Raw genomic sequence first — 24,363 nt, 5'->3', positions numbered from 1 at the left:
CGCGCGAAAGATGCATCTTGAGCCGGACCCTCGTCATGGTGCGGCGATGGCGGCGAACATGCCTTCATCGCACGGAGATTTTCAGGCCGGCGGCAACCCCGCCAGTTCGCGCCAGCCGGGTTCGTCGAGCGTATCAAGGCCGAGTTCGGCGGCTTTGCGGGCCTTGGAGCCGGCGTCGGTACCCAGGACGACGAGGTCGGTCTTCTTCGAGACGCTGTCGGTGACGCGGGCGCCGAGGCGTTCGGCGATGGCCTTGGCCTCCGGGCGGGTCATGGTCGTCAGCGTGCCGGTGAAGACGATGGTCTTGCCCGACAGGGTGCCTTCGCTCTGCGGCTCCTCGTCCTCGATCGTCGTGAGCATGGCCGTGAGATCGTCGAGGGTGGCGAGGTTGTGGGATTCCAGGAAGAACGATGCGAGTTCGTCGGCGATCGCGCCGCCGATGCCGGTGATCGAGCCCAGCGCGAGGCGGGCGTCGGAGCCGATGGTGGTGGCGGCCAGCATCTGCGCGCGCCAGTTGGCATAAGAGCCGTAATGGCGGGCCAGCAGGCGGGCGTTGCTGGAACCGATGCGGCGGATGCCCAGCGCGTAGATGAAGCGGGCCAGCGGGATGGTCTGGCGGGCGCGGATCGCGGCCGTGAGGTTGCGGGCGGACAGCGCGCCCCAGCCTTCGCGCCGGGCGATATCTTCCTCGTGGTTCGGAAGACGGAAGATGTCGGCGGGGGTTTTCAGAAGGCCGTCCGCGTGGAATTCGGTGATCGTGCGTTCGCCCAGGCCGTCGATGTCGAAGGCGTCGCGGGAGACGAAATGGATCAGCCGTTCCACCACCTGCGCCGGGCAGGTGAGGCCGCCGGTGCAGCGCCACACGACCTCGCCGGGCGGGCGCTCGGCATGGGCGTGGCAGATGGGGCAGGTGTGGGGGAAGGCGAAGGGGGCGCCGCGCGGCGGGTCGCCTTCCTTGCGCGGGACCACGCCGAGGATCTGCGGGATGACGTCGCCCGCGCGCTGGATCTGCACCAGGTCGCCCGCGCGGACATCCTTGCGCTCGATTTCGTCTTCGTTATGCAGCGTCGCGCGGGTGACGATGACGCCGCCGACATTCACCGGCTCCAGGATCGCGACCGGGGTGAGGGCGCCGGTGCGGCCTACCTGGATGTCGATATGGGTGAGGCGGGTGATGGCCTGTTCGGCGGGGAATTTCCACGCGATGGCCCAGCGGGGGGCGCGGCCGACGAAGCCCAGGCGATCCTGCAAGGCGAGATCGTCGATTTTATAGACCACGCCGTCGATGTCGTATTCCAGGCCCGAGCGTTCGCGGGCGATGTCGTCCATGAAGGCTTCGGCCTCGGTGGCGCTTTCGACGATCTTCGACAGCGGGTTGACCGTGAAGCCCCAGTCGCGGAGCCGGTCGAGATACCGGGCGTGCGTATCGGCCACGCGCTCCGACGAGAAGCCCTGGGCGTAGGCGAACAGCGAGAGCGGGCGGCGGGCGGTGATGGTGGGGTCGAGCTGGCGCAGCGAGCCGGCTGCCGCGTTGCGCGGGTTGGCGAACAGTTTCTGGCCCGCGCTGGCCTGGGCCTCGTTGATCGCCAGGAAGGCGGGTTTGGAGAGGAAGACTTCGCCCCGGATTTCGATCAGGGCGGGGGCCGGGCCCTTGAGGGTGTGGGGCAGATCCTTCAGCGTGCGCAGGTTGGCGGTCACGTCCTCGCCCTCGGTGCCGTCGCCGCGTGTGGCGCCGCGCACGAAGCGGCCATGTTCGTAGGTGAGGCTGATCGACAGGCCGTCGATCTTGGGCTCGGCGACGAAGCGCAGGGCGCGCGTCCTGTCCTCGTCCAGGCCGAGGAAACGGGCTGCGCGGGTCACGAAGGATTCGAATTCCTCGCGGTCGAACGCATTGTCCAGCGACAGCATCGGCACCAGGTGGCGGTGCCGGCTGAAGGTGGGGGCGGGGGTGACGCCGACATGCAGCGAGGGGCTGTCGGGGCGGCGCAGTCTGGGGAAGCGTTCTTCGATCGCGAGGTTGCGGCGGCGCAGCGCATCATATTCGGCGTCGGTGACCGCCGGGGCGTCGTGTTCGTAATAGGCGCGGTCGAGCCTGGGGAGCAGGTGGGCCAGGCGTTCCAGTTCGGCGGCGGCCTGGGCTGCTGTCAGGTCCTTGGGGTCGAGTGCCGCAGAATCGGGCGTGGCGGAATCGGGCGTGGCGGGATCGGGGGTGTCGGCGCCGGGAGCGGGGGACATGGGGGCAATTACCCTTGCAGGAGGCTGTCGGCCGCCGCCCGCGCGGCCTCGGTGATGGTGTCGCCGGCCAGCATGCGGGCGATTTCCTCGCGGCGTTGCTCGGTCGATAACGGTTCGGCCCTTGTTTCGGTTCGGCCCTTGGCGACCGATTTGCTGATGCGCAGATGGGCGTTGCCGCGCGCCGCGACCTGCGGGCTGTGGGTGACGACCAGCACCTGGACATCCTGCCCCACACGCGACAGGCGCTCGCCAATGGCCGACGCGGTGGCGCCGCCGACGCCGGAATCGACTTCGTCGAAGACAAGCGTGGGGACGGCGGAGCGGCCGGCCAGTACGACTTTCAGGGCCAGCATCAGGCGCGACAGTTCGCCGCCTGATGCGACCTTGGCCAACGGGCCGGGGGGCTGGCCGGGGTTGGCGGCGATCTGGAAGGCGGCCTGTTCGCGTCCGCGCGCGTTCCAGGCTTCGGGTGGCAGGGCGGGGAGGGTGACGAAGAAGCGGGCGCGTTCCAGCCGCAGGGGTTTGAGTTCGGCGGTGACGGCGGATTCCAGCCGGCGGGCGGTCTTTTCGCGCGCTGCCGAGAGCAGGCCGGCGGCGTCCTCGAAGCGGGCGCGGCGTTCGCGGACCAGTTGTTCCAGCGCGCCGATGCGGACATTGCCGGAATCCAGCGCCGCCAGCCGGTCGCCCAGCGCCGTGAGTAGGCCCGGCAGTTCGGGCACCGAGACGCCGTGCTTGCGGGCGGCCGCGCGCAGGGCGAACAGGCGTTCCTCGGTCTGTTCCAGCAGGCGGGGGTCGGAATCGGCCTCGGCGGCGAGGCGGGAGAGCAGGGTTTCGGCCTCGCCCAGGGCTTCCTCTGCGCGTTCGAGCGCGGCCAGGGCCTCGTGCGCCAGGCGGTCGGCGCCGTCGGGCGCGCTGGTGTCGCCGGGGGCGGGGAGCAGGCGTTGCAGGGTGCGGCTGGCGCCGCGCAATGCGGCGGCGGGGCCGGAGGAGCGGCGGTCGCGCGGCGAGAGTTCGGACAGGGCGGCGGCGATGGCCTCGCCGCGCCGTTCGCCCTGTTGCAGGCTCTGGCGCATGCCGGCCAGCTGGGTTTCCTCGTCCTCCTGCGGGGCGAGGGTGGAGAGGTCTTCGACCGACTGGCGCAGCCATTCTTCTTCGCGCGCGGCACTTTCCATCGTGGCGCGGGCGGCGGCGAGTTCGGCCGTGGCGGCCATCCACGCGCGGTAGGCCGTGGCGGTGTCGGCCCGCAGGGCGGCGGGGACGCCGAAGGAATCGAGCAGGTCGAGGTGAGTGCCCTGGTCGGCCAGGCCCATCTGTTCGTGCTGGCCCTGGATTTCGACCAGCAGGGAGGCCGCGCGGCGCAGCAGGCTCACGCCCACCGGCTGGTCGTTGATATAGGCGCGCGACCGGCCGTCCACGGTGACGATGCGGCGGACGACCAGCGGTTCGCGCGGGTCGTCGATGACGATTCCCTGTTCGGCCAGTTGGGCGGGGAGCGGGTGGTCGGCCGCCAGTTCGAAACAGGCGGTGACGCTGGCCTGCTCGGCGCCGGCCCGCACCAGCCCGGCGCTGGCGCGTTCGCCCAGCGTCAGGCCCAGGCTGTCGAGCAGGATCGACTTGCCGGCCCCGGTCTCGCCCGTCAGCACGGTGAGGCCGGGGGCGAACGGCAGGTCCAGCCGTTCGATCAGTACGACATCGCGGATCGAGAGATGGGTCAGCATCGGGTTGCCCCGTATGGTGCGAGGAAGGCCCCCACGCCCGTCAGAAGACGGAGTGCCATACGCGCGAGAAGAAGCCGCGCCGGGCACGGACCTCGGATGGCGGCGGCGGCGCCTTGGCCAGCGGCCGGGCACCGTCGGCATCGGCATCGGCCGATTTTGCCGAGACCTTGTCGGGGCCGGCATGCGGCGCCGGGGTGTCGGCGGAGAGCAGGTGCTTGCTGCGCAGTGTATCGTAGGCGTAGCGGTACCATTTGCTGCCCGGATAATTGTAGGACAGCACGGCGGCGGTGCGGTGTGCCTGGTCGGTCAGGCCCAGGTCGAGATAGACCTCGACCAGCCGTTCCAGCGCTTCGGGCACATGGTTGGTCGTCTGGAAATCCTGCACCACGCGCTGGTAGCGGTTGACCGCCGAGTGATAGGACCGCTGCTGCTCGTAATAGCGGCCGACCAGCATTTCCTTGCCGGCGAGATGGTCGCGGCAGAGATCGACCTTGAGCTGGGCATCACGCGCGTAGGGGGATTGCGGGAAGCGGGTGATGACTTCTTCCAGCGCGTTCATCGCCTCGATCGTGCCTTGCTGGTCGCGCTGCACCTCGGCCACCTGCTCGTAATAGCAGAGGGCGCGCAGGTAGAAGGCGTAGGCGGCATCGGGGCTGGTGGGGTGCAGTTCGAGGAAGCGGTCGAGCTGCTGCACGGCCTCGGGATACTTGTCTTGCAGGTAGTAGGCGTAGCCGCCCATCAACTGCGCGTTCGCGACGTAGGCGGAATAGGGGTAGTTCTGTTGCAGCACGTCGAATTCGGCCGCCGACAGGGCGTAGCGCTGGTCGCGCAGGGCGTCGATGCCGTTATTGTAGAGCGTCTCGACCGGAGGGACGTGCGATTCCAGGTCGTTGATCGTCTTCTTGTCGCCGCCACATGCCGCGAGCGACAGGATGACGGCGATCGAGGCGTATCGGGCGGCGTGACGGCCGGCCGAACGGTCAACGGAATGGTTTCGAATGCTGCGCAGGGACATGCCGGCTCTTCCAGTTCGGTCTGCCTTATATCATGCGGCGGGCCGGGGTGAAGGCCACGGCGGCGTTTTCAATGCGATCCGGGCTGAATTTGGTCGATTGAGGGGAGGCCGCGACCGTGATGGCCGCATGCGCGAAGGCATGGAAAACGCGCGCCGAATCGCCGCCGGCGCGCGTTGTCCGGCAGGGGTGGGGGATCAGGCCGCGGCGCGGAGGGGCTGGGGACGGAGCGTGCGCGTCTGAAACCGCCAGTTGCCGGCCTCGGCGAACAGGGTCCGGAGCAGCCGGTTGTTCAGCGCGTGGCCGGATTTGTGCCCGGTGAAGACGCCGTTGAGGGTGGCGCCGGCCAGATAGAGGTCTCCGACCGCATCGACCATCTTGTGGCGCACGAACTCGTCGGGGCGGCGCAGGCCGGAGGGGTTGAGGATCGCGGCGCCATCGACGACGACGGCATTGTCCAGCGAGCCGCCGCGCGCCAGGCCGGCCGCGTGCAGGGCCTCGATTTCCTGCCGCAGGGTGAACGTGCGGCAATTCGCGATCTCGTCGCGGAAGCTCCGGCGGTCGAGCCGGGCGGTGAAGCTCTGTTCGCCGATGGCGGCGGCGGGGAAGGCGATGGACATGGCCAGCGCCAGTCCGGGTTCGCGCGCGGGCCGCAACTCGGCGAACGCGTCGCCGTCGGTGACGCGGACGGGGCGCAGCACGTCGATCGCCGCGCGGGGGGCGGCCTGCTCGGCCAGCCCGGCGCAATCGAGCAGGAAGACGAAATCGGCCGCCGAACCGTCGAGCACCGGCAGTTCCGGCCCGTCAACGTCGATCAGCACATTGTCGATGCCGGTGGCCGACAACGCGGCCATCAGGTGCTCGATGGTGGCGACGCGCAGGGCGGGGTTCGCCGGATCGCCGATGACGGTGGACAGTCGCGTGTCGATGACATGATCGAAGCGGCCGGGAATGGTGCGGCCGTCGAGATCGACGCGGCGGAAGAGGATTCCGCTGTTTTCGGCCGCCGGGTGGAGGGCCAGCCTGATCCGCAGGCCAGTATGCAGGCCGATGCCGACGCAGGAAATGCTCTGGCGGAGCGTGTGCTGGCGGGCGGAGCGGGTGGGGAGGGGACGTGCGGAAACGGTTTCGCCCATCGGTGACGATTCCTGTTCCGACATCATCAGCATTCCGTCCATTCCAGTCCCCTGCCGTTATTCCCGCTGCTTCTGGCCTGGCTGTTACAGAACCGACAGCATGAACAGCATGATCTGTAATCGTAGGAAAGCGGGAGTGCGAGTCACTGTTTATTGCCGACTATTACGGCTTAACGAGCTGAAACAAAAAGAAAAAATAAAGTCACAAAATTGACGTGGTGGGAACCGGGAAGGGGGATTTGAGTTATTGCCGGCCGGTTCGGAAGTTTGGGCCTGGATGGGGGATGCCTGGCCGGAAATGTGGGCTGGTGAGCGAGAGCGGCCCTTCAGGGATGCGGCCGGCGTGTATTTTCGGGCATCGCGGTGGAGCGGCTTTGATGGCCGTGGGCAGCGCCGCGCGGAGAGGGCGGGTCCGGAGGGGACCGTGGCCGGAAATGTGGGCTGGTGAGCGAGAGCGGCCCTTCAGGGATGCGGCCGGCGTGTGTTTTCGGGCATCGCGGCGGAGCGGCTTTGATGGCCGTGGGCAGCGCCGCGCGGAGAGGGCGGGTCCGGAGGGGACCGTGGCCGGAAATGTGGGCTGGTGAGCGGGCGTTGTCCGTGAGGGTGGTGCCCTGCGTGTATTTTCGGGCGTCGTCGCGGAGCGGCCTTGATGGCCGTGGGCAGCGCCGCGCGGAGAGGGCGGGTCCGGAGGGGACCATGGCGGGAAATGTGGGCTGTTGAGCGGGCGTTGTCCGTGAGGGTCGTGCCCGGCGTGTGTTTTCGGGCATCGCGGCGGAGTGGCCTTGATGGCTGTGGGCAGCGACGCGCGGAGAGGGCGGGTCCGGAGAGGACCATGGCCGGAAATGTGGGCTGGTGAGCGAGAGCGGCCCTTCAGGGCCGCGGCCGGCGTGTATTTTCGAGCATCGCAGCGCAGCGGCCTTGATGGCCGTGAGCAGCGAAGCGCAGAAAATGCGCGTCGGATCGCCACCAGCGCGCATTTACGGCCATGGTCAGGGTTGGCGGCGTAGGAAGGCGGGAATATCCAGCCCGACTTCCTCGCCCGTGGCCGGGCGGACCGTGGCGGCGGGTTCCTGTTCCGGGAGGGCCGGTTCGGCGCGCTGGGCGTCGGGTGCCGAGGCGGGACGCCCGCCGCGCAGGACGCCGGTGACGATGTTGAACAGGCTGCCGCGCGGGGCCGCCGGCTGGGGCTCGGGCGCGCGGGGCTGTTCGGAGAACAGGGACGAGCGCGGGGACGGGCGAGCGCCCTGATGCAGTGTCTGCTGCGGCGTCGAATGAGGCGAGGGCGCCGCGACCGGCGGGGTGTTCATGAAATTCGGCGCCGGGTGACGGGCGGCGGCTTCGGCCTGGGATTGCGCGTGGGCCTGGGCATGGGCCTGGGCTTCGGCGGCGGTGGGCTGGGCGGCGGCCGGGGCGGCGACCTCGGCGGGCTGCGGGGGGGCGGCTTCGGCGGGCAGCGGCTCGGCCGTGCGCGGCGGGGGGCTGTCGATGCCCGTGGCGACGACCGAGACGCGGATGCGGCCGTTGAGCGATTCGTCGATCGCCGAGCCGAAGATGATGTTCGCGTCGTCGGCCACTTCCTCGCGGATGCGGTTGGCGGCCTGATCGACCTCGTACAGCGTCATGTCGTCGCCGCCGGTGATGTTGATCAGCAGGCCGCGCGCGCCGGCCATGGAGGTGTCTTCCAGCAGCGGGTTGGAGATCGCGTCCTCGGCGGCGGCAATGGCGCGGTTGTCGCCCTCGGCCTCGCCGGTACCCATCATCGCCTTGCCCATTTCGGCCATGACGGTGCGGATATCGGCGAAATCGAGATTGACCAGGCCGGGGGCCATCATGAGGTCGGTGACGCCGCGCACGCCCATATACAGGACGTTGTCGGCCATCTTGAACGCGTCCTTCCAGCTTGTTCGCTCGGTGGCGAGGCGGAACAGGTTCTGGTTGGGAATGACGATCAGCGTATCGACATATTGCTGAAGCTCGGCGATGCCGGCATCGGCCGATTTGGTGCGGCGACCGCCTTCGAAGGTGAAGGGCTTGGTGACGACGCCCACGGTGAGGATGCCGCGCTCGCGCGCCATGCGCGCGATGACCGGCGCCGCGCCCGTGCCCGTGCCGCCGCCCATCCCGGCGGTGATGAACACCATGTGCGCGCCTTCGAGATGGCGCGCCAGTTCGTCGGCGGCTTCCTCGGCGGCGGCGCGGCCGATTTCCGGCTTGGCGCCGGCGCCCAGGCCCTGGGTGAGGTGCGGGCCGAGCTGGACGCGGCGATCGGCCTTGCTGTGGGACAATTGCTGCGCGTCGGTGTTGGCGACGACGAATTCCACCCCCTGGAGTTGCAGATGGATCATGTTGTCGACAGCGTTGGTCCCGCCGCCGCCGACGCCGATCACGGTAATCCGCGGCGTGAAATCGGAGTGGCTCTGCTGCGGAATGCTGAGATTCAGGGTCATGGACGTCTCCCAGGACGAGTCGTTAGTGTCTCGATGCCGATTCGCGTGTAACATTTCAGGGGATATTCTGAATCATCTTCTTATACCCTGTCTCGTATGAATTCCACGACGCGGCGAACGAAACCGCGTGGCCGGGGCTCGGAAAAATCCATGTCGCCCAGTGCGCCGCCGCCGCCCGCCGCCCAGGCCAGCAGGCCGGCCGACGTTGCGAAGGAGGGCCAGGCCGCCGGGTCCTCGGGCAGCCCGCGAATGCCGTTCGGTCGGCCTAGCCGCACCTGGCGGTTGAGGATGCGCGCGGCCATGTTGCCCACGCCGTCGAGCAGCGACGCGCCGCCCGTGAGCACCACGCGCCCGTCGGTGGCGCGGCCGACGCCCGCCGATTCCAGCCGGTCGCGGACCATCTCCAGCGTTTCCTCGATTCGTGGCCGGATGATGGAGACCACCTTGGAGCGGGAAATCGTGACGAATTGATGTTCGTTGTCGCCGATGAGCTGCACCGGCAGGAGATCCATGTCGTCGTCGGCCGAGAGTTCCGCCGAGCTATACATGGTCTTCAGCCATTCCGCGCTGTCGATCGAGGTGGACAGCACATGGGCGATGTCGCGCGTGACGTGCATGCCGCCGACCGGCAGGCAGGCGGTGTGCAGCAGGTGGCCCTCGCCGAAAATGCCGATCGAGGTGGTGCCGCCGCCCATGTCGACCACGGTGACGCCCAGTTCGCGCTCGTCTTCGTCCAGCACCGCCAGGCCCGAGGCGAGGGGGGCGGAGACCAGTTCCTCGATCTTGAGTTCGGCCCGTGAAAGCACGGTTTCCAGATTGCGCAGGGCGGTGGTCGAGGCGTCGATGACGTGTAGCCGCGAGGTGAGCTGGTCGCACAGATGGCCGCGCGGATCGGGGACGCCGGCGGTTTCGTCCACCGAGAAATCCAGCGGGATGGTGTGGATGGTCGAACGGCCCTCGGACATGGCCCGCATCTGGCCTTCGGTGACCACGCGCCGGACATCCGACGCCGTGATCTCGCGCCCGCCGACCGGCCAGCGGACATTGAAGAGCCGGCTTTCCGGGTGGCCGCAGGACAGGTTGACATAGACGCGGTCCAGCCGGCGCTCGGCGGCGTCCTCGGCCTGGCCGACGGCGGCGCGGATCGCGGCCTCGGCCTCGTGCAGGTTGACGATGCCGCCGCTGCGCACGCCGTGCGAGCGGCGCCAGCCATGGCCCAGCACGCGCAGCGAGCCGTCGGCCTCGCCGCGCCCGATCAGGCACATGATCTTGGTCGAGCCGATATCCAGCACCCCGAACGTGCCCTGCCGCCAGGCGCGCGGCGGCGTGGGGTCGTCGGGTGGCGGCAGGGCCACGCTGCGGCCGGAGTGGGTGGGCGGCACCAGGGCCTGTTCGCGCCGGCGGGAACGGCGGCGGCGCGCCGGGCGCGGGGCGGGTTCGGTACCCTGCGGGACCACGACCAGATCGTTCATGTGCGCCTCCTCGCTTCGGGTTCGTCATTCGGCGGCAGGTTGGGGACCGGGGGAGGCAGGGCCTTGCGGGGCTGGGCCAGCCCGGATGGGGACGGTGAGGTGGCGGCCGGCGGTACCGGGGATCGGACGTGTGACCCGGTGGCCGGCGGGTGGGTGGAGGCCCGTTCATCGGCCGGTGCTGCCGTAGGCGCTGCCGTGGGCGAGGTCTTGGGCTGTGCCTTGGGGGCGGGCCTTGGCGGCGCGGTGCCCTGCTGGCCGTCATGGGCGGCGGCCGGTTTCGACGTGCCCGGATTGGCCGGGGATTGCGGGGTTGCCGCGGGCTGGCTCTCGGGGGCGGGCGGGGGGGGCTGTTCCACCACCATCCGGTCGGGCAGGCGCAGGTCGATGCTGATGACCGGGCGGTCGAGCAGCTTCATGGCGGCCTGGAGCTCGGCCAGCCGTTTGAGGGCCGGGAGGTCCTCGCCTTCGGGGAGCAGGACGGTGGTGCCGTCGTGCAGCGTCAGGTTCCACCGGCGCAGGCCGACGCGGACGGCGGCGGCCACATGGTCGCGCACCACGGGCTGGGTTGCCAGCGCGTCGACCAGCGATGCGGCGGCGGTGTTGGCGCCCAGCCCGACCACCAGCGGCAATTGCATGAATGCCTGCGCGTCCTTGCCCGTCATGCCCTGGTCGCGCACCGGGTTGCCGGCGCGGTCGATCAGCATGAAGCGGCCCTGGTTCTGCCACACCGCGAAGGGGCTGCGTTCGGTCAGGCGTACGACGATGGTGCCGGGCAGGTGGCGTTCGACCACCGAGTGATCGACGAAGGGCAGGGCGTCGATTCGCTCGCGTGCGCCCTCGACCGAGAAGCCGAGGACCGGATCGCCCACGCGCACGCCCAGGGCCTCGCGCAGAGAATCCTCGTTGGTGAGGACGCGGCCGCTGATCTGGATATCGGTGATGCGCAGCGGCAGCATGCTGACCAGCCGGGCGCGGATCGGGGCGAACCGTTCCTCGGACTTCATGTCGTGCACCACCACCGCGCCGCCGGCCGCGACGGCGAGCAGGACGATCGCCAGTCCGAGCGGGCGCACCATGCGCCGCTGCCGCCGCAGGAAGATCGACAGCCGTGAAGGGCGATCGTCGCGGTTTTCTCCTGTCCGTCTCATCGAGGGGGCGTGGGGCGGGTCATGGGAGGGTCAGCCGCCCGGCCGCGCGGTCATGTGCGGCATGTGGCGTGCTCGACCATCCAGCGGCAGAGCGCGCCGTAGCCGATTCCCTGCGTCTGGGCCTGTTCGGGCAGCAGGGAGGTGGGCGTCATGCCGGGCTGGGTGTTGACCTCCAGGATCACGAGGCGGCCGGGGCCGTCGCCGCATTGCGTGTCGTCGTAGCGGAAATCGGTGCGGGTGGCGCCGGTGCAGCCGAGCGCGCGGTGGGCGGCGGCGGCGAGGTCCAGCGCCTGGGCGAAGGCGTCGGGGTGAATGCGCGCGGGCAGGACGTGCTGCGATCCGCCGGTCTGGTATTTGGCGGCGTAGTCGTAGAATTCATGCCCCGTGGCGGGGTTGGGGGTGATGTCGGTGACCGTCAGGGCGCGGTCGCCCATGACGCCGACCGTCAGTTCGCGGCCGGGGATGAATTCCTCGACCAGGGCGTGCGGGCCGTGGGTCCAGGCGGCGGCGATGGCGGCGCGGCGGTTGGAGCCGGTGCGTACGATCTCGACCCCCACGGACGAGCCCTCGTTCAGCGGCTTGATGACGTAGGGCGTGGGCAGGGGATCGGCGGCGGGGAAAGCGGCGATGTCGATCACCGTGCCTTCGGCGACCGGCAGGCCGGCGGCGAGGAAGACCGCGCGGGCGGCGGCCTTGTCCATCGCCGTGGCCGAGGCGCGGATGCCGGAATGGGTGTAGGGGATGTCCATCCAGTCCAGCACGCCCTGGATCGCGCCGTCTTCGCCCAGGCGGCCGTGCAGGGCGTTGAACACCACGTCCGGCCGGTGGGTGGTGAGGTCGGCCACGATCGCGCCCAGGTCGGGGCCGGCGTCGAGCACGCGGACCTCGTACCCTTCCTCGCGCAATGCGGCGCTGATGCCGGCGCCGCTGGAGAGGCTGACCGTGCGTTCGGCGGAGATGCCGCCCATCAGGACGGTGACGCGCCGGGCCGGGGTGCGGGTGGTCATGGTGTGTCTCCCGTGTCGGGCGAGGCGGCGTCGGCGGGTGGGGTGGCGCGGCCGATGCGCTTGATTTCCCATTCCAGCAGGATGCCGGTGCGGGCCTGCACCCGCGCGCGGACCGTCTCGCCCAGTTCTTCGAGGTCGGCGGCGGTGGCGTGGCCGGTGTTGAGCATGAAATTGCAGTGTTTTTCGCTGATCTGCGCGTCGTGCAGGGCGAGGCCCCGGCAGCCGGCGGCGTCGATCAGTTCCCACGCCTTGCCGTGCTCGGGGTTGCGGAAGGTGGAGCCGCCGGTGCGCGCCCGTGTGGGCTGCGACTCTTCGCGCGACTGGCGGATGGTGGCGATGGCCTGGCGGATTTCCGTCGGGTCGGCCGGGATGGCGCGCAGGCGGGCGCGGGTGACGACGGCGCCGGCCGGCAGGCGCGAGCGGCGGTAGCCGAAGCCCAGCGCCGGGCCGGACAGGCGGGCGGTGCTGCCGTCGCGGGTGACGATGTCCGCCCAGTCGAGAACGGTGGCGATGTCCGAGCCGTAGGCGCCGGCATTCATCGCCACCGCGCCGCCGATGGAGCCGGGGATGCCGGCGAGGAATTCCAGCCCCTTGAGGCCGGCGCCGGCCGCGTGTTCGGCCACCACCATGTCCAGGGACGCGGCGCCGGCGATCAGCCCGTCGGGCTCGACCGTGATGTCGGCGAAGCCGCCGCCGAGGCGGATGACCAGCCCGTCGATGCCGCCGTCGCGCACGATGACGTTGGAGCAGGCGCCCAGGATCGTGACCGGCAGGTCCGGCGGCAGGAGGCGCAGCGCGTGGGCCAGGTCTTCGGCGTCGGCCGGTTGCAGCAGCAGGTCCGCTGGGCCGCCGACGCGGAACCAGGTGCGCGGGCCAAGCGGCGCGTCCGCGCTCAGCCGGCCGCGCAGGCCGGCGAGGCTGGCGCGCACGCTGTCGGTCCAGCTCTGTTCCGTGGTGGTGGCCGGTGTGGTCATGCCGCGCAGTCTCCCTTGCGGGCATTGGGGTTTTGCAGGGCGGCGAGCTGGGCGGGGAGGGCCTGCGCCCAGTTGGTGATGCTGCCCGCGCCGAGGCAGACGACGAAATCGCCCGGTTTGGCGATGGCGTGGACCATTTCCGCCAGATGTTCCGGGTCGGGCAGCGGCACCACCGAACGGTGGCCGCGCTCGCGCAGGCCGTCGACCAGCGTGTCGCGGTTGATGCCGTCAATCGGGGCTTCGCCGGCCGCGTAGACATCGGCCACGATGACGGTGCCGGCGTCGTTCATGCAGGTGCAGAATTCGCCGAACAGGGTTTGCAGGCGCGAATAGCGGTGGGGCTGCACGATGGCGATGACGTCGCGCGCGCCGGCCTGGCGGGCGGCCTTGAGCACGGCGGCGATTTCCACCGGGTGGTGGCCGTAATCGTCGATGACCGTGATGCCGCCGGTCTCCCCCGTGCGGGTGAAGCGGCGCTTGACGCCCCGAAAGCCGGCGAAGGCGGAACGGATGGTGGCGTCGTCGATATCCATCTCGACCGCCACGGCGATGGCGGCCAGCGCGTTCTGCACGTTGTGGTGGCCCAGCATGGGCAGGCGGAACGGCCCCGCGCGGCGGGTGCGGTTGCGGTTGCGGTTGGTGACCACGACCTCGAACGTCGCGCCCAGCTTGTCGGTGATCACCTTCTCGGCCCGGATGTCGGCCTGCGGCGAGAAGCCGTAGGTGACGATGCGGTGGTCGGACAGGCGGGGGATCATCTGCTGCACCGCCGGGTGGTCGATGCACAGGACCGCGAAACCGTAGAAGGGGATGTTCGACACGAACTGGTCGTAGGCCGCCTGCATGGCTTCCGCCGTGCCCCAATGGTCGAGATGTTCCGGGTCCATGTTGGTGACCACGGTGATGACCGAGGGCAGGCGCAGGAACGAGCCGTCGCTTTCGTCGGCCTCGACCACCATCCAGTCGCCCGAGCCCATGCGGGTGTTGGTGCCGTACGCCTCGATGATGCCGCCATTGATGACGGTGGGGTCGAGCTTCGCGGCTTCCAGTACCGCCGCGACGAGGCTGGTGGTCGTGGTCTTGCCATGGGTGCCGCCGACCGCGACCGACCAGCGCAGGCGCATCAGTTCGGCCAGCATTTCCGCCCGGCGCACGACGGGGATCAGGCGGGCGCGGGCGGCCACGACCTCGGGATTGTCGCGCTTGACGGCGGTGGAGGTGACGACGACCTGCGCCTGACCCAGATTGGCGGCGTCATGGCCGATGGCGACGGGGATGCCGGCCGCGCGCAGGCGCAGCACGTTGGCACCCTCGGCGATGTCCGACCCCTGCACCGCGTAGCCCAGCATGTGCAGCACCTCGGCGATGCCGGACATGCCGATGCCGCCGATCCCGACGAAATGAATGGTGCCGATGGAAAGGGGCAGGGCTCTCATGAGGTGGTCTCCGTCTTGGCGGCTGTCGGTGTCGCGGCAGGGTGGGCGGCAGGGTGGGCGGCTGTCGGATAGGCGGGGTCGGGGCGGGGATGCAAGAGTCCTTCGACCAGATCGGCCAGACGGCGTGCGGCATCGGGCCGGCCCAGGGATCGGGCGGCGGCTGCCGCGTCCGTCAGGATCGTGGGGGCGGACAGCAGGGAGTCCAGTTGCCTGGCCAGAGTCTGGGCGGTGAAATCGGGCTGGCGGATCATCCACGCGGCGCCGGCGGCGACCAGGGATGCCGCGTTGGCGCCCTGTTCGTCGCTGGCGGCGATGGGCAGGGGCACCAGGATCGCGGGGCGGCCGGAATCGGTCAGTTCGGCCACCGAGGAGCCGCCGGCGCGGCCGATGACCAGGTGCGCCGCCTTCAGCAGGGCGGGCACGTCGGCGAAGAAGGGGGAGATTTCGGCGGGGATGCCCAGGGCCGCGTAGGCGGCGCGCACGCGCTCGATATCCTCGGCGCGGGCCTGCTGGGTGATGCGCAGGCGCGCGCGCAGGGCGTCGGGCAGGCGGGAGATGGCGTCCGGCACCACGTCGCTGAAGACGCGGGCGCCCAGGGAGCCGCCCCAGACCAGCAGGCGGATTTCGGCCTTCGGCGGGGTGTAGGGCTGGTCGTGCAGGGCGGCGATGGCGTCGCGCACCGGCATGCCGGTCAGGGTCGTCCTGGCATCCTTGGGCAGGCGGGCGACCTGGGGGAACGAGGTGGCGATGCCGTCGGCGAAGCGGGCGAGCTGGGCGTTGGCCTGACCCAGCACGGCGTTGCCCTCATGCAGGACGATCAGCGGGCGGTGGCGGCCGAGCAGGCGGGCGCCCAGCAGCGGCGGCACCGAGGGGTAGCCGCCGAAGCCGACCACCGCCGCCGCGTTCAGCCGGCGCAGGATCGCGCGGGCCTGGAGCGTGCCCTGTGCCAGCGCCAGCGCGGCGCGGGCGGCGCGGGCCAGCCCGTGGCCGGCGATGCCGGCGCCGGGCAGGACGAATTGCTGCCCCTGCGCGAAGATGCCGTGGTCGCGGGTGCCGGCGCGGCGGTCGGTCATCAGCGCGATCGGGTGGCCACGGTCGGCCAGCGCGCGGGCCAGGGCCTCGGCGGGAATGAAATGGCCGCCGGTGCCGCCGGCGGCGATGACGATGGGGCGGCGCGGGGTGGGGGGAGGCGGGCTCATGCGGTGGCCTTTCGTGCCGCGAAGCTGGACCGGCCGCGTGGAATCCGGCTTTCGCCCATGCGGTGCCGCGTCAGGGCCAGCACCATGCCGATGGTCAGCGCCACCGACATGGCCGAGGAGCCGCCATAGGAAATGAACGGCAGCGTCATGCCCTTGGTCGGGATCAGGTGCAGGGTCGAGCCCATGTTGACGAACGCCTGCAGGCCGAAACCCGTGATGAGGCCCACGGTTGCCACGACGATGAACGGGTCGTCCTCGCGCAGCAGTTTCAGCAGGGTGCGCACCACGATCAGGCAGAACACGCTGATGATGAACAGGCAGACCAGCATGCCGAATTCCTCGCCCGCGACGGCGAAGACGAAATCGGCGTGGGCGTCGGGCAGCAGGTCCTTCACCCGGCCCTCGCCGGGGCCGCGGCCCATCAGGCCGCCATTGCCGAAGGCGCGGAGCGCGGTGTCGATCTGGTAATGGTCGCCGACATTGGGGTGCAGGAAGCGTTCGACGCGCGAGCGGACATGGGGGAAGGCCACGTAGGCGCCGAGGAAGGCGGCCACCATGCAGCCGGCCCCGGCGCCGACGAAGAAGATGTTCAGCCCGTCGATGAAGAGCTGGGCCATGAACACCGTGGTGATGACGCTGAGCATGCCGATGTCGGGTTGCGATTTGAGCAGCAGCAGGATGACCGCGAACAGGCCCAGCGCGATGGGCATGCCCGGCAGCAGGCGGCGGTAGCGGCGTTCGGTCAGCAGCCACGCGGTGACGACGGCGAAGCAGGGCTTGAGAAATTCGGAGGGCTGGACCGACATCATCGGCAGGGCGATCCAGCGCCGGGCGCCCTTGATCTCGATGCCGTGGACCAGGGTGAGCGCGGTCGCGGCGGTGGCCAGGACGAAGCCCGCCAGCGCCAGCCGCCGGATGCCGCGCGGCGAGAGCAGGGAAGTCGCCACCACGATCAGGCCGGCCAGGGTGAGGAAGACCACCTGCTTGAGGATGAACATGTCGCGCGAGGCGCCGATGCGCGTGGCCACGGCCGGGCTGGCGGCCAGCATCAGCACATAACCGAAGCCGATGAGGATGCAGACGCACGACAGCGTCACCCGGTCGACATTGCGCCACCAGCGGGCCAGGAAAGAGGTATCGACGCGCGAGATGGCGGGCATCAGCCTTCCCCCTTCGTTCCGGCCAGTCCGTGGACGAGGTCGGCGAAATGCCGGCCGCGATGTTCGAAGCTCTTGTACTGGTCGAAGCTGGCGCAGGCGGGCGAGAGCAGGACGGTCGTCGCGCCTGTCTGGCGGGCCAGGTCGTGCGCCAGGGGGACCGCGGCCTCCATCGTGCCCGCCAGCGTGTAGGGGACGTGATGCGCGGCCAGCGTTTCCGCCAGGGCCGGGGCATCCCGCCCGATCAGCACGGCGTGGGCGATGCGGGGGAAATGGGGGGCCAGATCCGCGATGCCGCCGGCCTTGGCGACGCCGCCGGCGATCCAGACCAGCCGGTCGTAGCAGTTCAGGGCGCGGGACGAGGAATCGGCGTTCGTGGCCTTGCTGTCGTCGATGAACAGGACGCCCTCGATGGTGGCGACCGGCTTCTGACGGTGGGGCAGGCCGACGAAGGAGCGCAAGGCGGGGGCGATGGCGGCGCGGGGTACGCCCAGCGCCAGGGCCATGGCGGTTGCCGCCGCCGCGTTTTCGGCATTGTGCGCGCCGGGCAGGGCCGGGGCTTCGGCGAGATTGGCGATTTCGCCTGTCGGGTCGCGCAGGATGCCGCCTGCGCCGGACAGGTCGGCATCGGGGGACTGGCCCGAGACGGTCAGCACCCGGTCGCCGCTGGCGGCCAGCTTGTCGACCATGCGGGAGACGGATGCGTCCGGTGTTTCGCCGAAGCCGATCACGGCGAGGTCGCCGCTGCGCTGGCTGTCGAAGATGTGCCATTTGGCGTGCAGGTAGCCGTCCATGTCGCCGTGGCGGTCCAGATGGTCCGGCGTGAGGTTGAGCAGGCACGCGACGGTGAAATGCAGGTCCTGCAACCGTTCCAGCATGTAGGACGACATTTCCAGCACATACACGCCGTCGTCCGGCAGGCAGGGGAGCGAGAGCGAGGCCGGGCCGAGATTGCCGCCCGCCGCCACCGGGATGCCGGCCGTGGCCAGCATGTGTGCGAGCAGGGCGGTGGTGGTCGATTTGCCGTTGGTGCCGGTGATGCCGGCGAAGCGGGCGCGCGATCCGGCGCGGCGCACCGCCTGATAGAGCAGGTCGGCGTCGGACAGGATGGGAATGCCGGCCTCGCGCGCCATCAGGGCGGCCGGATGGGGCTTGGGCAGCACATGCGGGATGCCCGGCGACAGCACCAGCGCATCCATGCCGTCAAGGGATTCGAACGGCGCCAGGGTGACGCCCGGAATGTCGCCGAGGGCCTGGCGGGCGGCCGCGTTGTCGTCCCACGCCCGCACCGAGGCGCCCATGGTGGCGAGGGCGCGAACGGCCGGTGCGCCGTTGTTGCCCAGGCCCAGCACGGCGTAGCGCCGGCCGGCGAACAGGAGGGGTGGAAACGACGTCATCGCAGCTTCAGCGTGGCGAGGCCACACAGTCCCAGCACGATGGAGACGATCCAGAAACGGATCACGATCTTGGGCTCCTGCCAGCCTTTCTTTTCGAAATGATGGTGCAGCGGCGCCATCAGGAACACCCGTCGGCCCGTGCGGCGGAACCAGAAGACCTGGATGATCACCGAAAAGGTCTCGACCACGAACAGGCCGCCGACGATGCACAGCACCAGCTCGTGCTTGACCGCGACCGCGACCGCCCCCAGCGCGCCGCCCAGCGAGAGCGAGCCGGTATCGCCCATGAATACCGCCGCCGGCGGGGCGTTGAACCACAGGAAGCCCAGCCCCGCGCCCACCAGCGCCGAGCAGAAGACGCAGAGTTCGCCCGTGCCGGGGACCGCGTGCAGTTGCAGGTAATCGGCGAAGACGTGGTTGCCGACCAGATAGGCGATCAGCCCGAAGACCAGGGCGGCGATGATCACCGGCACGATGGCCAGCCCGTCCAGTCCGTCGGTGAAATTGACGGCGTTGCCGAAGCCGCTGATCGTGATCATGGCGAAGATCGGGAAGGCGTAGCCCAGCGGCAGTAGCCAGTCCTTCATGAACGGGAAGGCCAGGTGATTGGCCAGGTCGGCCGGCATCAGGCTTTGCAGCCAGTAGCCGCCGATCAGCGAGATGGCGAATTCGCTGCCCAGCCGGGCGCGCTTGGACACGCCGGCCGTGTTGCGGCGGGACAGTTTGAGATAGTCGTCGGCGAAGCCCACGGCGCCGAAGCCGAGCGTGATCAGCAGGACCGCCCAGACGAAGCCGTTGGTGAGGTCCGCCCACAGCAGGGTCGAGACGAACAGCGCGATGAGGATCAGCACGCCGCCCATGGTGGGGGTGCCGGCCTTCTCCAGAATATGGCGTTCCGGCCCCAGGGCGCGGATCGGCTGGCCGCCGCGCTGGATGCGGCGCAGTTGCGCGATCAGCGGCTGGCCCAGCAGCAGCGAGATGACCAGGGCCGTCAGGCAGGCCGCGCCGGCGCGGAACGTGATGTAGCGGAACAGGTTGAGCACCGAGATATGCGCGCCCGCGTGATGCTGGACCAGATCGTAGAGCATCAGCGCGTTTCCGTCTCGCCGGCGGTCAGGACCGAGATCACGTCGCGCATGCGGCTGCCGAGGCTGCCCTTTACGAGGACGGTGTCGCCGGGGGCCAGCGCGGCCCGCACCGTGGGGGCCAGGCTGGCCGCGTCGGGCGCCCATGCGCCGCGTCGGGAAGAGGGAAGCAGGTCGAAGAGATATTGCATGTTCGGGCCGGAGCAGAAGACGAGGTCCGCATGTGCCAGGGCGGCGGACAGGAGGGATTCATGCTCGGCGCGCGCGAAGGCGCCGAGTTCGCGGATATCGCCCAGCACCGCCACGCGCCGGGCGGTGGCCAGCAGGTCGAGCACCGCGAGCGAGGAGCGGATGGAGAGCGTGGAAGCGTTGTAGCTCTCGTCGAGCAGCGCCGCCTGTCCGTTCAGGATCGGGGCCAGTTGGCCGCGCCCGGCGCCGGGGCGGAAGGCGGCCAGTGCTGTGGCGGCTGTCGGGATATCGGCGCCGAGGGCCGCCACCGCCGCCAGGACGGTGGTGGCGTTGCGTGCCAGGTGGCGGCCGGGGGCGTTAAGGCGCAGCGGAAACGGCTGGCCGGCGATGGTGATGACGCAATCGCTGCCGTCGCCCGCGAGCGTGAGGCGGGACAGGACGGCCATGCTGTCGGGCGCTTCGCCCACGCGCCACAGGCGGGCCTCGGCCCCGGCGGCCTGTTCGGCGAAGATCGGCTGGCCCTCGGCATCGTCGGGGACGATGGCGGTGCCGCCGGGGGGCAGGGCGGCGATCAGGCTGGATTTTTCGCGCGCGATGGCCTCCAGGCTGCCCATATGGCCCAGATGCGCGCCGGCGATGGTGGTGATGAGTGCGATGTCGGGCCGGACGAGGGCCGCCAGCGGGGCGATTTCGCCCGGATGGTTCATGCCCACCTCGCACACGCAGAACGCGGCGTCTTCCGGCAGGCGGGCCAGTGTCAGGGGCACGCCCCAATGGTTGTTGTAGGAGGCGGCTGCGACATGGGTGGGGCCGAGGGCGCTCAGCGCCAGGCCCAGCATGTCCTTGGTCGTCGTCTTGCCCACGCTGCCGGTGACGGCGAGCATGCGGCCGGTGAAGCGGGCGCGGGCGTATCGGGCCAGGGCATTCAGCGCCGCCAGCGTGTCGGGGACGGCCAGCATGCGCGGGTCGGTGGGGGCGAGGCCGGTGGCCGCCGGGTCGTGGACCAGCACGGCCGCAGCACCGCGTTCCAGCGCCGTGCGGACATGGGCGTGGCCGTCGCTGCTGTCGCCGACCAGGGCGACGAACAGGTCGCCGGGGGCGAGCGTGCGGGTGTCGATGGAAACACCGGTCACGGTGACCGGTGCGTGGCCGGGGAAATGGCCGCCGGTCGCGGCTTCCAGCGCGTCGCGGGTCCAGAGCGCGCTCATGCGGCCACCCCGGCCATGTGGCGGATGACCGATACGTCGTCGAAGGGGTGGGTGGTGGCGCCGATGGTCTGGCCCTGCTCGTGGCCCTTGCCGGCCACCACCAGCACGTCGCCGGATTGGAGCATCGACAGGCCCTCGGCGATGGCGCGGGCGCGGTCGCCGATTTCGATCGCGCCCGGTGCGCCGGCCAGGACCTCGCGACGGATCGTGGCCGGGTCTTCGGTGCGGGGGTTGTCGTCGGTGACGATGGCGATGTCGGCGCGGTTGGCGGCTTCCTGCCCCATCAGCGGGCGCTTGCCGCGATCGCGGTCGCCGCCGGCGCCGAAGACGGCGATCAGCCGGCCGGTCGCGTGCGGGCGCAGGGCGTCCAGCAGGCGGGCCAGGGCGTCTGGCGTATGGGCGTAATCGACATAGGCGGCGGCGCCGTTGGGCAGCAGGGCCGCGCGCTCCATGCGGCCGCGCACGCCGGTCAGGGCGGGGAGAAGGGCGATGGCCTGGGCCAGTCCGTCGGCGCCCGGTGCGGCGAGGGCGGCGGCCAGCAGGGCGTTGTCGGCCTGGAAGCGGCCGGGGAGCGCCAGGGTGACCTCGTGGATGGTGCCGCCGACTTCCAGCCGCAGGTGCTGGCCCTCGGGCAGCGGCGTGCTGTCCAGCAGGCGGATGGCGTCGCCTTGCGTGCCGACCAGCCGCAGGTCGAACCGGCGGCGGGTGGCGATGGCGCGCAGGGCGGCGAGGGTTTCCGGCTCCATGTCGGCATTGGCCGCCGCCAGCGCGCCCTCGGGCAGCAGCCGGTCGAACAGGGCCAGTTTGGCGGTGCGGTAGGCCGCCAGCGTGCCGTGATAGTCGAGATGGTCGCGGGTGAGGTTGGTGAAGCCGGCGGCGGTGAGGCGCAGCCCGTCCAGCCGGTGCTGTTCCAGCCCGTGGGACGAGGCCTCGATGGCGACATCCGCCACGCCGCCGCGCGCCATGGCGGCGAGCGTGTCGGCCAGGCCGACACTGTCGGGCGTGGTCAGGATGGGGCCGGTGGGGGGCAGGGCGACCGGGGCGATGACGCCGAGCGTGCCGATGCTGGCGGCCTGGTGGCCCTGATAGACCCAGATCTGACGCAGGAAATCGACCGTGCTGGTCTTGCCGTTGGTGCCGGTGACGGCGACGATCCGGCCCGGTTGCGCGCCCGCGAAGGCGGCGGCCAGCAGGGCCAGCGCCTGTCGTGGCTTGTCGGCATGGATCAGCGGGATGCCGGGGGCCGCCTCGGGCGGAACGTCGCGCGGGGCGACGATGGCGGCGGCGCCCGCCGTGACGGCGGCGAGGATGAAGGCGCGGCCGTCGGCCCGCGTGCCGGGGATGGCGACGAACAGCGTGCCGGGGCGCACCTTGCGGCTGTCGGCGGTGACCTGGCCGATCGCAGGGTCGCTGGCCAGGGGAGCGGACAGGCCGGCGGCGGCCAGCAGATGGGACAGGATGTGTGTCATCCCCGGACCTCCGGATGCGTGGGCCGTCTGGGGGCGGCCTGTTCGGCCCGCGCGGCGTGCAGACGCGCGCGCGGCGGCAGGGCGGCGGTGTGCGTGGCGTCGTGGGCCGGCGTTTTCGGCGCTTTCGGCTGGTTGCGCGGGTCGCCGGGGTCGTTGCCCGGTCCCAGCGGGCGGTAGCCGCGCGGCACTGCCGGTTCCAGCGGGATCGCCATGGCGTCGTCGACCGCCTGCGGGTTGGTCGTGTTGGGGAACAGGCCGAGCATCGGGCCGATGCGCGTCACGATCTTCGACACGGTGGGCGCGGAGTTCCACGCCGCCGTGGTCCAGCCGTGGGTCTGCGGGGTGGGCTTGGGACTGTCGAGCATGACATAGACGGCGTAGCGCGGGGCGTTCATCGGAAAGATGCTGGTGAACGCGGCGATGTTGACGTGTTTGAGGTAGCCGCCGTGCGGGCCGATCTTCTCGGCGGTGCCGGTCTTGCCGCCGACGAAATAACCGGGGGATTCCGCCGTCTTGCCGGTGCCCTTGGTGACGTCCAGGCGCAGGATGCGGCGCAGCAGGGCCGAGGTCTCGGGCGAGATGACGCGCGTGGCCCCCGGCATGGTGGCGGCGTCCACCTTGTCTTCGGTGGACGCCGCGGTGATGACGGCGGGCGTGAGGGTGGGGGGGGCGGCTTCCGCGACGGCCGGGGTGAGGCCAACCGGATCGTTCGCGTGGTCGGCGTCTCGGGCCATCAGGGTGGGATGGAGCAGGATGCCGCCGTTGACCGTGGCGGCGGTGCCGCGCACGATGGCCAGCGGGGGTTCGGCGACGCCATGGCCGAAGCCGACGGTCATGACCGTGGAAATGCCCCAGGTGCGGGGCACGATCGGCCGGCCGGCCTCGGGCAGTTCGATCGGCACCGGGGCGAAGAAGCCCATGTCGCGCAGCCAGGTCTGCTGACGCTGGGCGCCGACATCCAGCGCCATGTGGGCGGCGGCCGGGTTGGATGAATAGGCCATCACCTCGTTGAGCGTCAGCCATGGGGCGAAATGATCTGTCCTCATGTCCGAAATGGTGAAGCGGCCGATATGGATGGGGATGGAGGAAAACCGGTCCCACGGATGGGCGACGCCCAGTTGCAGCGCCATGGCGGCCGTCTGGAGCTTGAAGGTCGATCCAGGCTCGTACATGCCGGTGACGGCGCGGTTGAAGCGGGCGTCGGGGTCGGCGCGGCCGAAATCGTTGGCGTCGTAGTCCGGCAGGCTGACCATGGCGATGATCTCGCCGGTATTGACGTCCATGACGATGGCGCAGGCGCCGATGGCCTGGAACAGGTCCTTGGCCGCCGCCAGTTCCTCGCGCACCACCGCCTGGATACGCACGTCGAGCGACAGGCGCAGGGGGGTGCGGTCGCTGTCCAGGCGCTTGTCCATCGAGCGTTCGATGCCGGCCACGCCGTGGTCGTCGATATCGACCGCGCCCAGGATGTGGGAGGCGACGCGGCCCAGCGGGTAATGGCGGCGCTCGCCGGGTTCGAAATAGATGCCGGGGATGCCCAGATTGTTGATCGCGATTTCCTGCATCGGCGAGATGTCGCGCGCCAGGTAGACGAACTGCTTTTTGGTCGAGAGCCGGCGGATCAGTTCGGCTTCGTCCAGTTTTGGCAGGACGGTGCGCAGCTTTTTGGCCGTGTCCTGCGCGTCGATCATTTCCTGCGGGTTGGCGTAGACCTGCGCCACGGGCAGCGAGATGGCCAGGACCTGCCCGTTGCGGTCGGTGACCGTGGCGCGGTGGACCTGCGGCAATGCGAAATCCCCGGCCATCATGCCCTTGGGATCGCTGTGGGGGATCGGGGGGACCTGGGGGGCGATCTGCCGCTGTTCCGGCGCCATCGGCGCGATGACGGTGGCGAACGACAGTTTGAGCGCCACGGCGCCGAACAGGCCGAAGAAGCCGGCCGACATGATGAGCAGGCGCGATTGCGTGCGCTCGCGCGCCGTGCGGGTGCGCAGATCGTCGCCGGTGACCCGGACATCCATTCGCGCGGGCCGGGAAGGCCCGTCCCGCATATCGTCTGGTGTGTCGGTCGGG

General features: G+C 70.4%; 17 protein-coding genes. All 17 read right to left on the bottom strand.

The features are described from left to right. Positions 1-81: 81 nt before the first annotated feature. The 17 genes from ligA to HLH25_RS06520 all read right to left on the bottom strand — a co-directional run bounded on the left by ligA (position 82) and on the right by HLH25_RS06520 (position 24,341). Positions 82-2,235, bottom strand: a complete 2,154-nt coding sequence (gene ligA, locus HLH25_RS06600; protein ID WP_182973327.1) for an NAD-dependent DNA ligase LigA — start codon at positions 2,233-2,235, stop codon at positions 82-84. An 8-nt stretch (positions 2,236-2,243) separates the two neighbouring features. After that, the gene (recN, locus tag HLH25_RS06595; protein WP_182973326.1) at positions 2,244-3,953 is read right to left on the bottom strand and encodes a DNA repair protein RecN; all 1,710 of its coding nucleotides are present in this window, start codon (positions 3,951-3,953) and stop codon (positions 2,244-2,246) included. Between the two features lie 40 nt (positions 3,954-3,993). After that, the gene (locus HLH25_RS06590; protein WP_182973325.1) at positions 3,994-4,968 is read right to left on the bottom strand and encodes an outer membrane protein assembly factor BamD; all 975 of its coding nucleotides are present in this window, start codon (positions 4,966-4,968) and stop codon (positions 3,994-3,996) included. Positions 4,969-5,163: 195 nt separating this feature from the next. Next, on the bottom strand, positions 5,164-6,144 hold the full coding sequence (gene lpxC / locus HLH25_RS06585; RefSeq protein ID WP_182973324.1) for a UDP-3-O-acyl-N-acetylglucosamine deacetylase: 981 nt from the start codon (positions 6,142-6,144) through the stop codon (positions 5,164-5,166). A 947-nt stretch (positions 6,145-7,091) separates the two neighbouring features. Then, positions 7,092-8,549: a cell division protein FtsZ gene (gene ftsZ, locus HLH25_RS06580; RefSeq protein ID WP_182973323.1), complete on the bottom strand. Its 1,458-nt coding sequence runs from the start codon at positions 8,547-8,549 to the stop codon at positions 7,092-7,094. A gap of 80 nt (positions 8,550-8,629) precedes the next feature. Next, positions 8,630-10,021, bottom strand: a complete 1,392-nt coding sequence (gene ftsA, locus HLH25_RS06575; protein WP_182973322.1) for a cell division protein FtsA — start codon at positions 10,019-10,021, stop codon at positions 8,630-8,632. Further along, the gene (locus tag HLH25_RS06570) at positions 10,018-11,169 is read right to left on the bottom strand and encodes a cell division protein FtsQ/DivIB (protein WP_182973321.1); all 1,152 of its coding nucleotides are present in this window, start codon (positions 11,167-11,169) and stop codon (positions 10,018-10,020) included. The genes ftsA and HLH25_RS06570 overlap by 4 nt, the downstream gene beginning before the upstream one ends. Positions 11,170-11,219: 50 nt before the next feature. Then, positions 11,220-12,176, bottom strand: a complete 957-nt coding sequence (locus tag HLH25_RS06565; RefSeq protein WP_182973320.1) for a D-alanine--D-alanine ligase — start codon at positions 12,174-12,176, stop codon at positions 11,220-11,222. Beyond that, a complete protein-coding gene (gene murB, locus HLH25_RS06560; protein ID WP_182973319.1) occupies positions 12,173-13,150 on the bottom strand; it encodes a UDP-N-acetylmuramate dehydrogenase in 978 nt (325 codons plus the stop codon). The genes HLH25_RS06565 and murB overlap by 4 nt, the downstream gene beginning before the upstream one ends. After that, entirely contained in the window at positions 13,147-14,586 is a 1,440-nt protein-coding gene (murC, locus tag HLH25_RS06555; protein WP_182973318.1) for a UDP-N-acetylmuramate--L-alanine ligase, read from the bottom strand. The genes murB and murC overlap by 4 nt, the downstream gene beginning before the upstream one ends. After that, entirely contained in the window at positions 14,583-15,785 is a 1,203-nt protein-coding gene (murG, locus tag HLH25_RS06550; RefSeq protein ID WP_182973317.1) for an undecaprenyldiphospho-muramoylpentapeptide beta-N-acetylglucosaminyltransferase, read from the bottom strand. Before murG ends, murC begins: the two co-directional genes overlap by 4 nt. Beyond that, positions 15,782-16,945 (bottom strand): FtsW/RodA/SpoVE family cell cycle protein, encoded by a 1,164-nt coding sequence (locus HLH25_RS06545; RefSeq protein WP_182973316.1) that lies wholly within the window; start codon positions 16,943-16,945, stop codon positions 15,782-15,784. Before HLH25_RS06545 ends, murG begins: the two co-directional genes overlap by 4 nt. Then, positions 16,945-18,339, bottom strand: coding sequence for a UDP-N-acetylmuramoyl-L-alanine--D-glutamate ligase (gene murD / locus HLH25_RS06540; protein WP_182973315.1), 1,395 nt, complete (start codon positions 18,337-18,339; stop codon positions 16,945-16,947). Before murD ends, HLH25_RS06545 begins: the two co-directional genes overlap by 1 nt. Beyond that, positions 18,336-19,427 carry a phospho-N-acetylmuramoyl-pentapeptide-transferase gene (mraY, locus tag HLH25_RS06535; protein WP_182973314.1) on the bottom strand — a complete coding sequence of 364 codons (1,092 nt, stop codon included), beginning with the start codon at positions 19,425-19,427 and terminating at the stop codon, positions 18,336-18,338. Before mraY ends, murD begins: the two co-directional genes overlap by 4 nt. After that, positions 19,427-20,821: a UDP-N-acetylmuramoyl-tripeptide--D-alanyl-D-alanine ligase gene (locus tag HLH25_RS06530; RefSeq protein ID WP_182973313.1), complete on the bottom strand. Its 1,395-nt coding sequence runs from the start codon at positions 20,819-20,821 to the stop codon at positions 19,427-19,429. The genes mraY and HLH25_RS06530 overlap by 1 nt, the downstream gene beginning before the upstream one ends. Beyond that, positions 20,818-22,290, bottom strand: a complete 1,473-nt coding sequence (locus HLH25_RS06525) for a UDP-N-acetylmuramoyl-L-alanyl-D-glutamate--2,6-diaminopimelate ligase (protein WP_182973312.1) — start codon at positions 22,288-22,290, stop codon at positions 20,818-20,820. Before HLH25_RS06525 ends, HLH25_RS06530 begins: the two co-directional genes overlap by 4 nt. Further along, positions 22,287-24,341 (bottom strand): peptidoglycan D,D-transpeptidase FtsI family protein, encoded by a 2,055-nt coding sequence (locus HLH25_RS06520; RefSeq protein WP_259657211.1) that lies wholly within the window; start codon positions 24,339-24,341, stop codon positions 22,287-22,289. Before HLH25_RS06520 ends, HLH25_RS06525 begins: the two co-directional genes overlap by 4 nt. Positions 24,342-24,363: the final 22 nt, after the last annotated feature.

Origin of the sequence: Gluconacetobacter dulcium (genome assembly GCF_014174165.1) — a bacterium.
In the GTDB taxonomy this organism is placed as follows: Bacteria; Pseudomonadota; Alphaproteobacteria; order Acetobacterales; family Acetobacteraceae; genus Gluconacetobacter; species Gluconacetobacter dulcium.
Note: the sequence above shows the minus strand (reverse complement) of the source record. Positions and strands in the feature narration are given on the sequence as shown.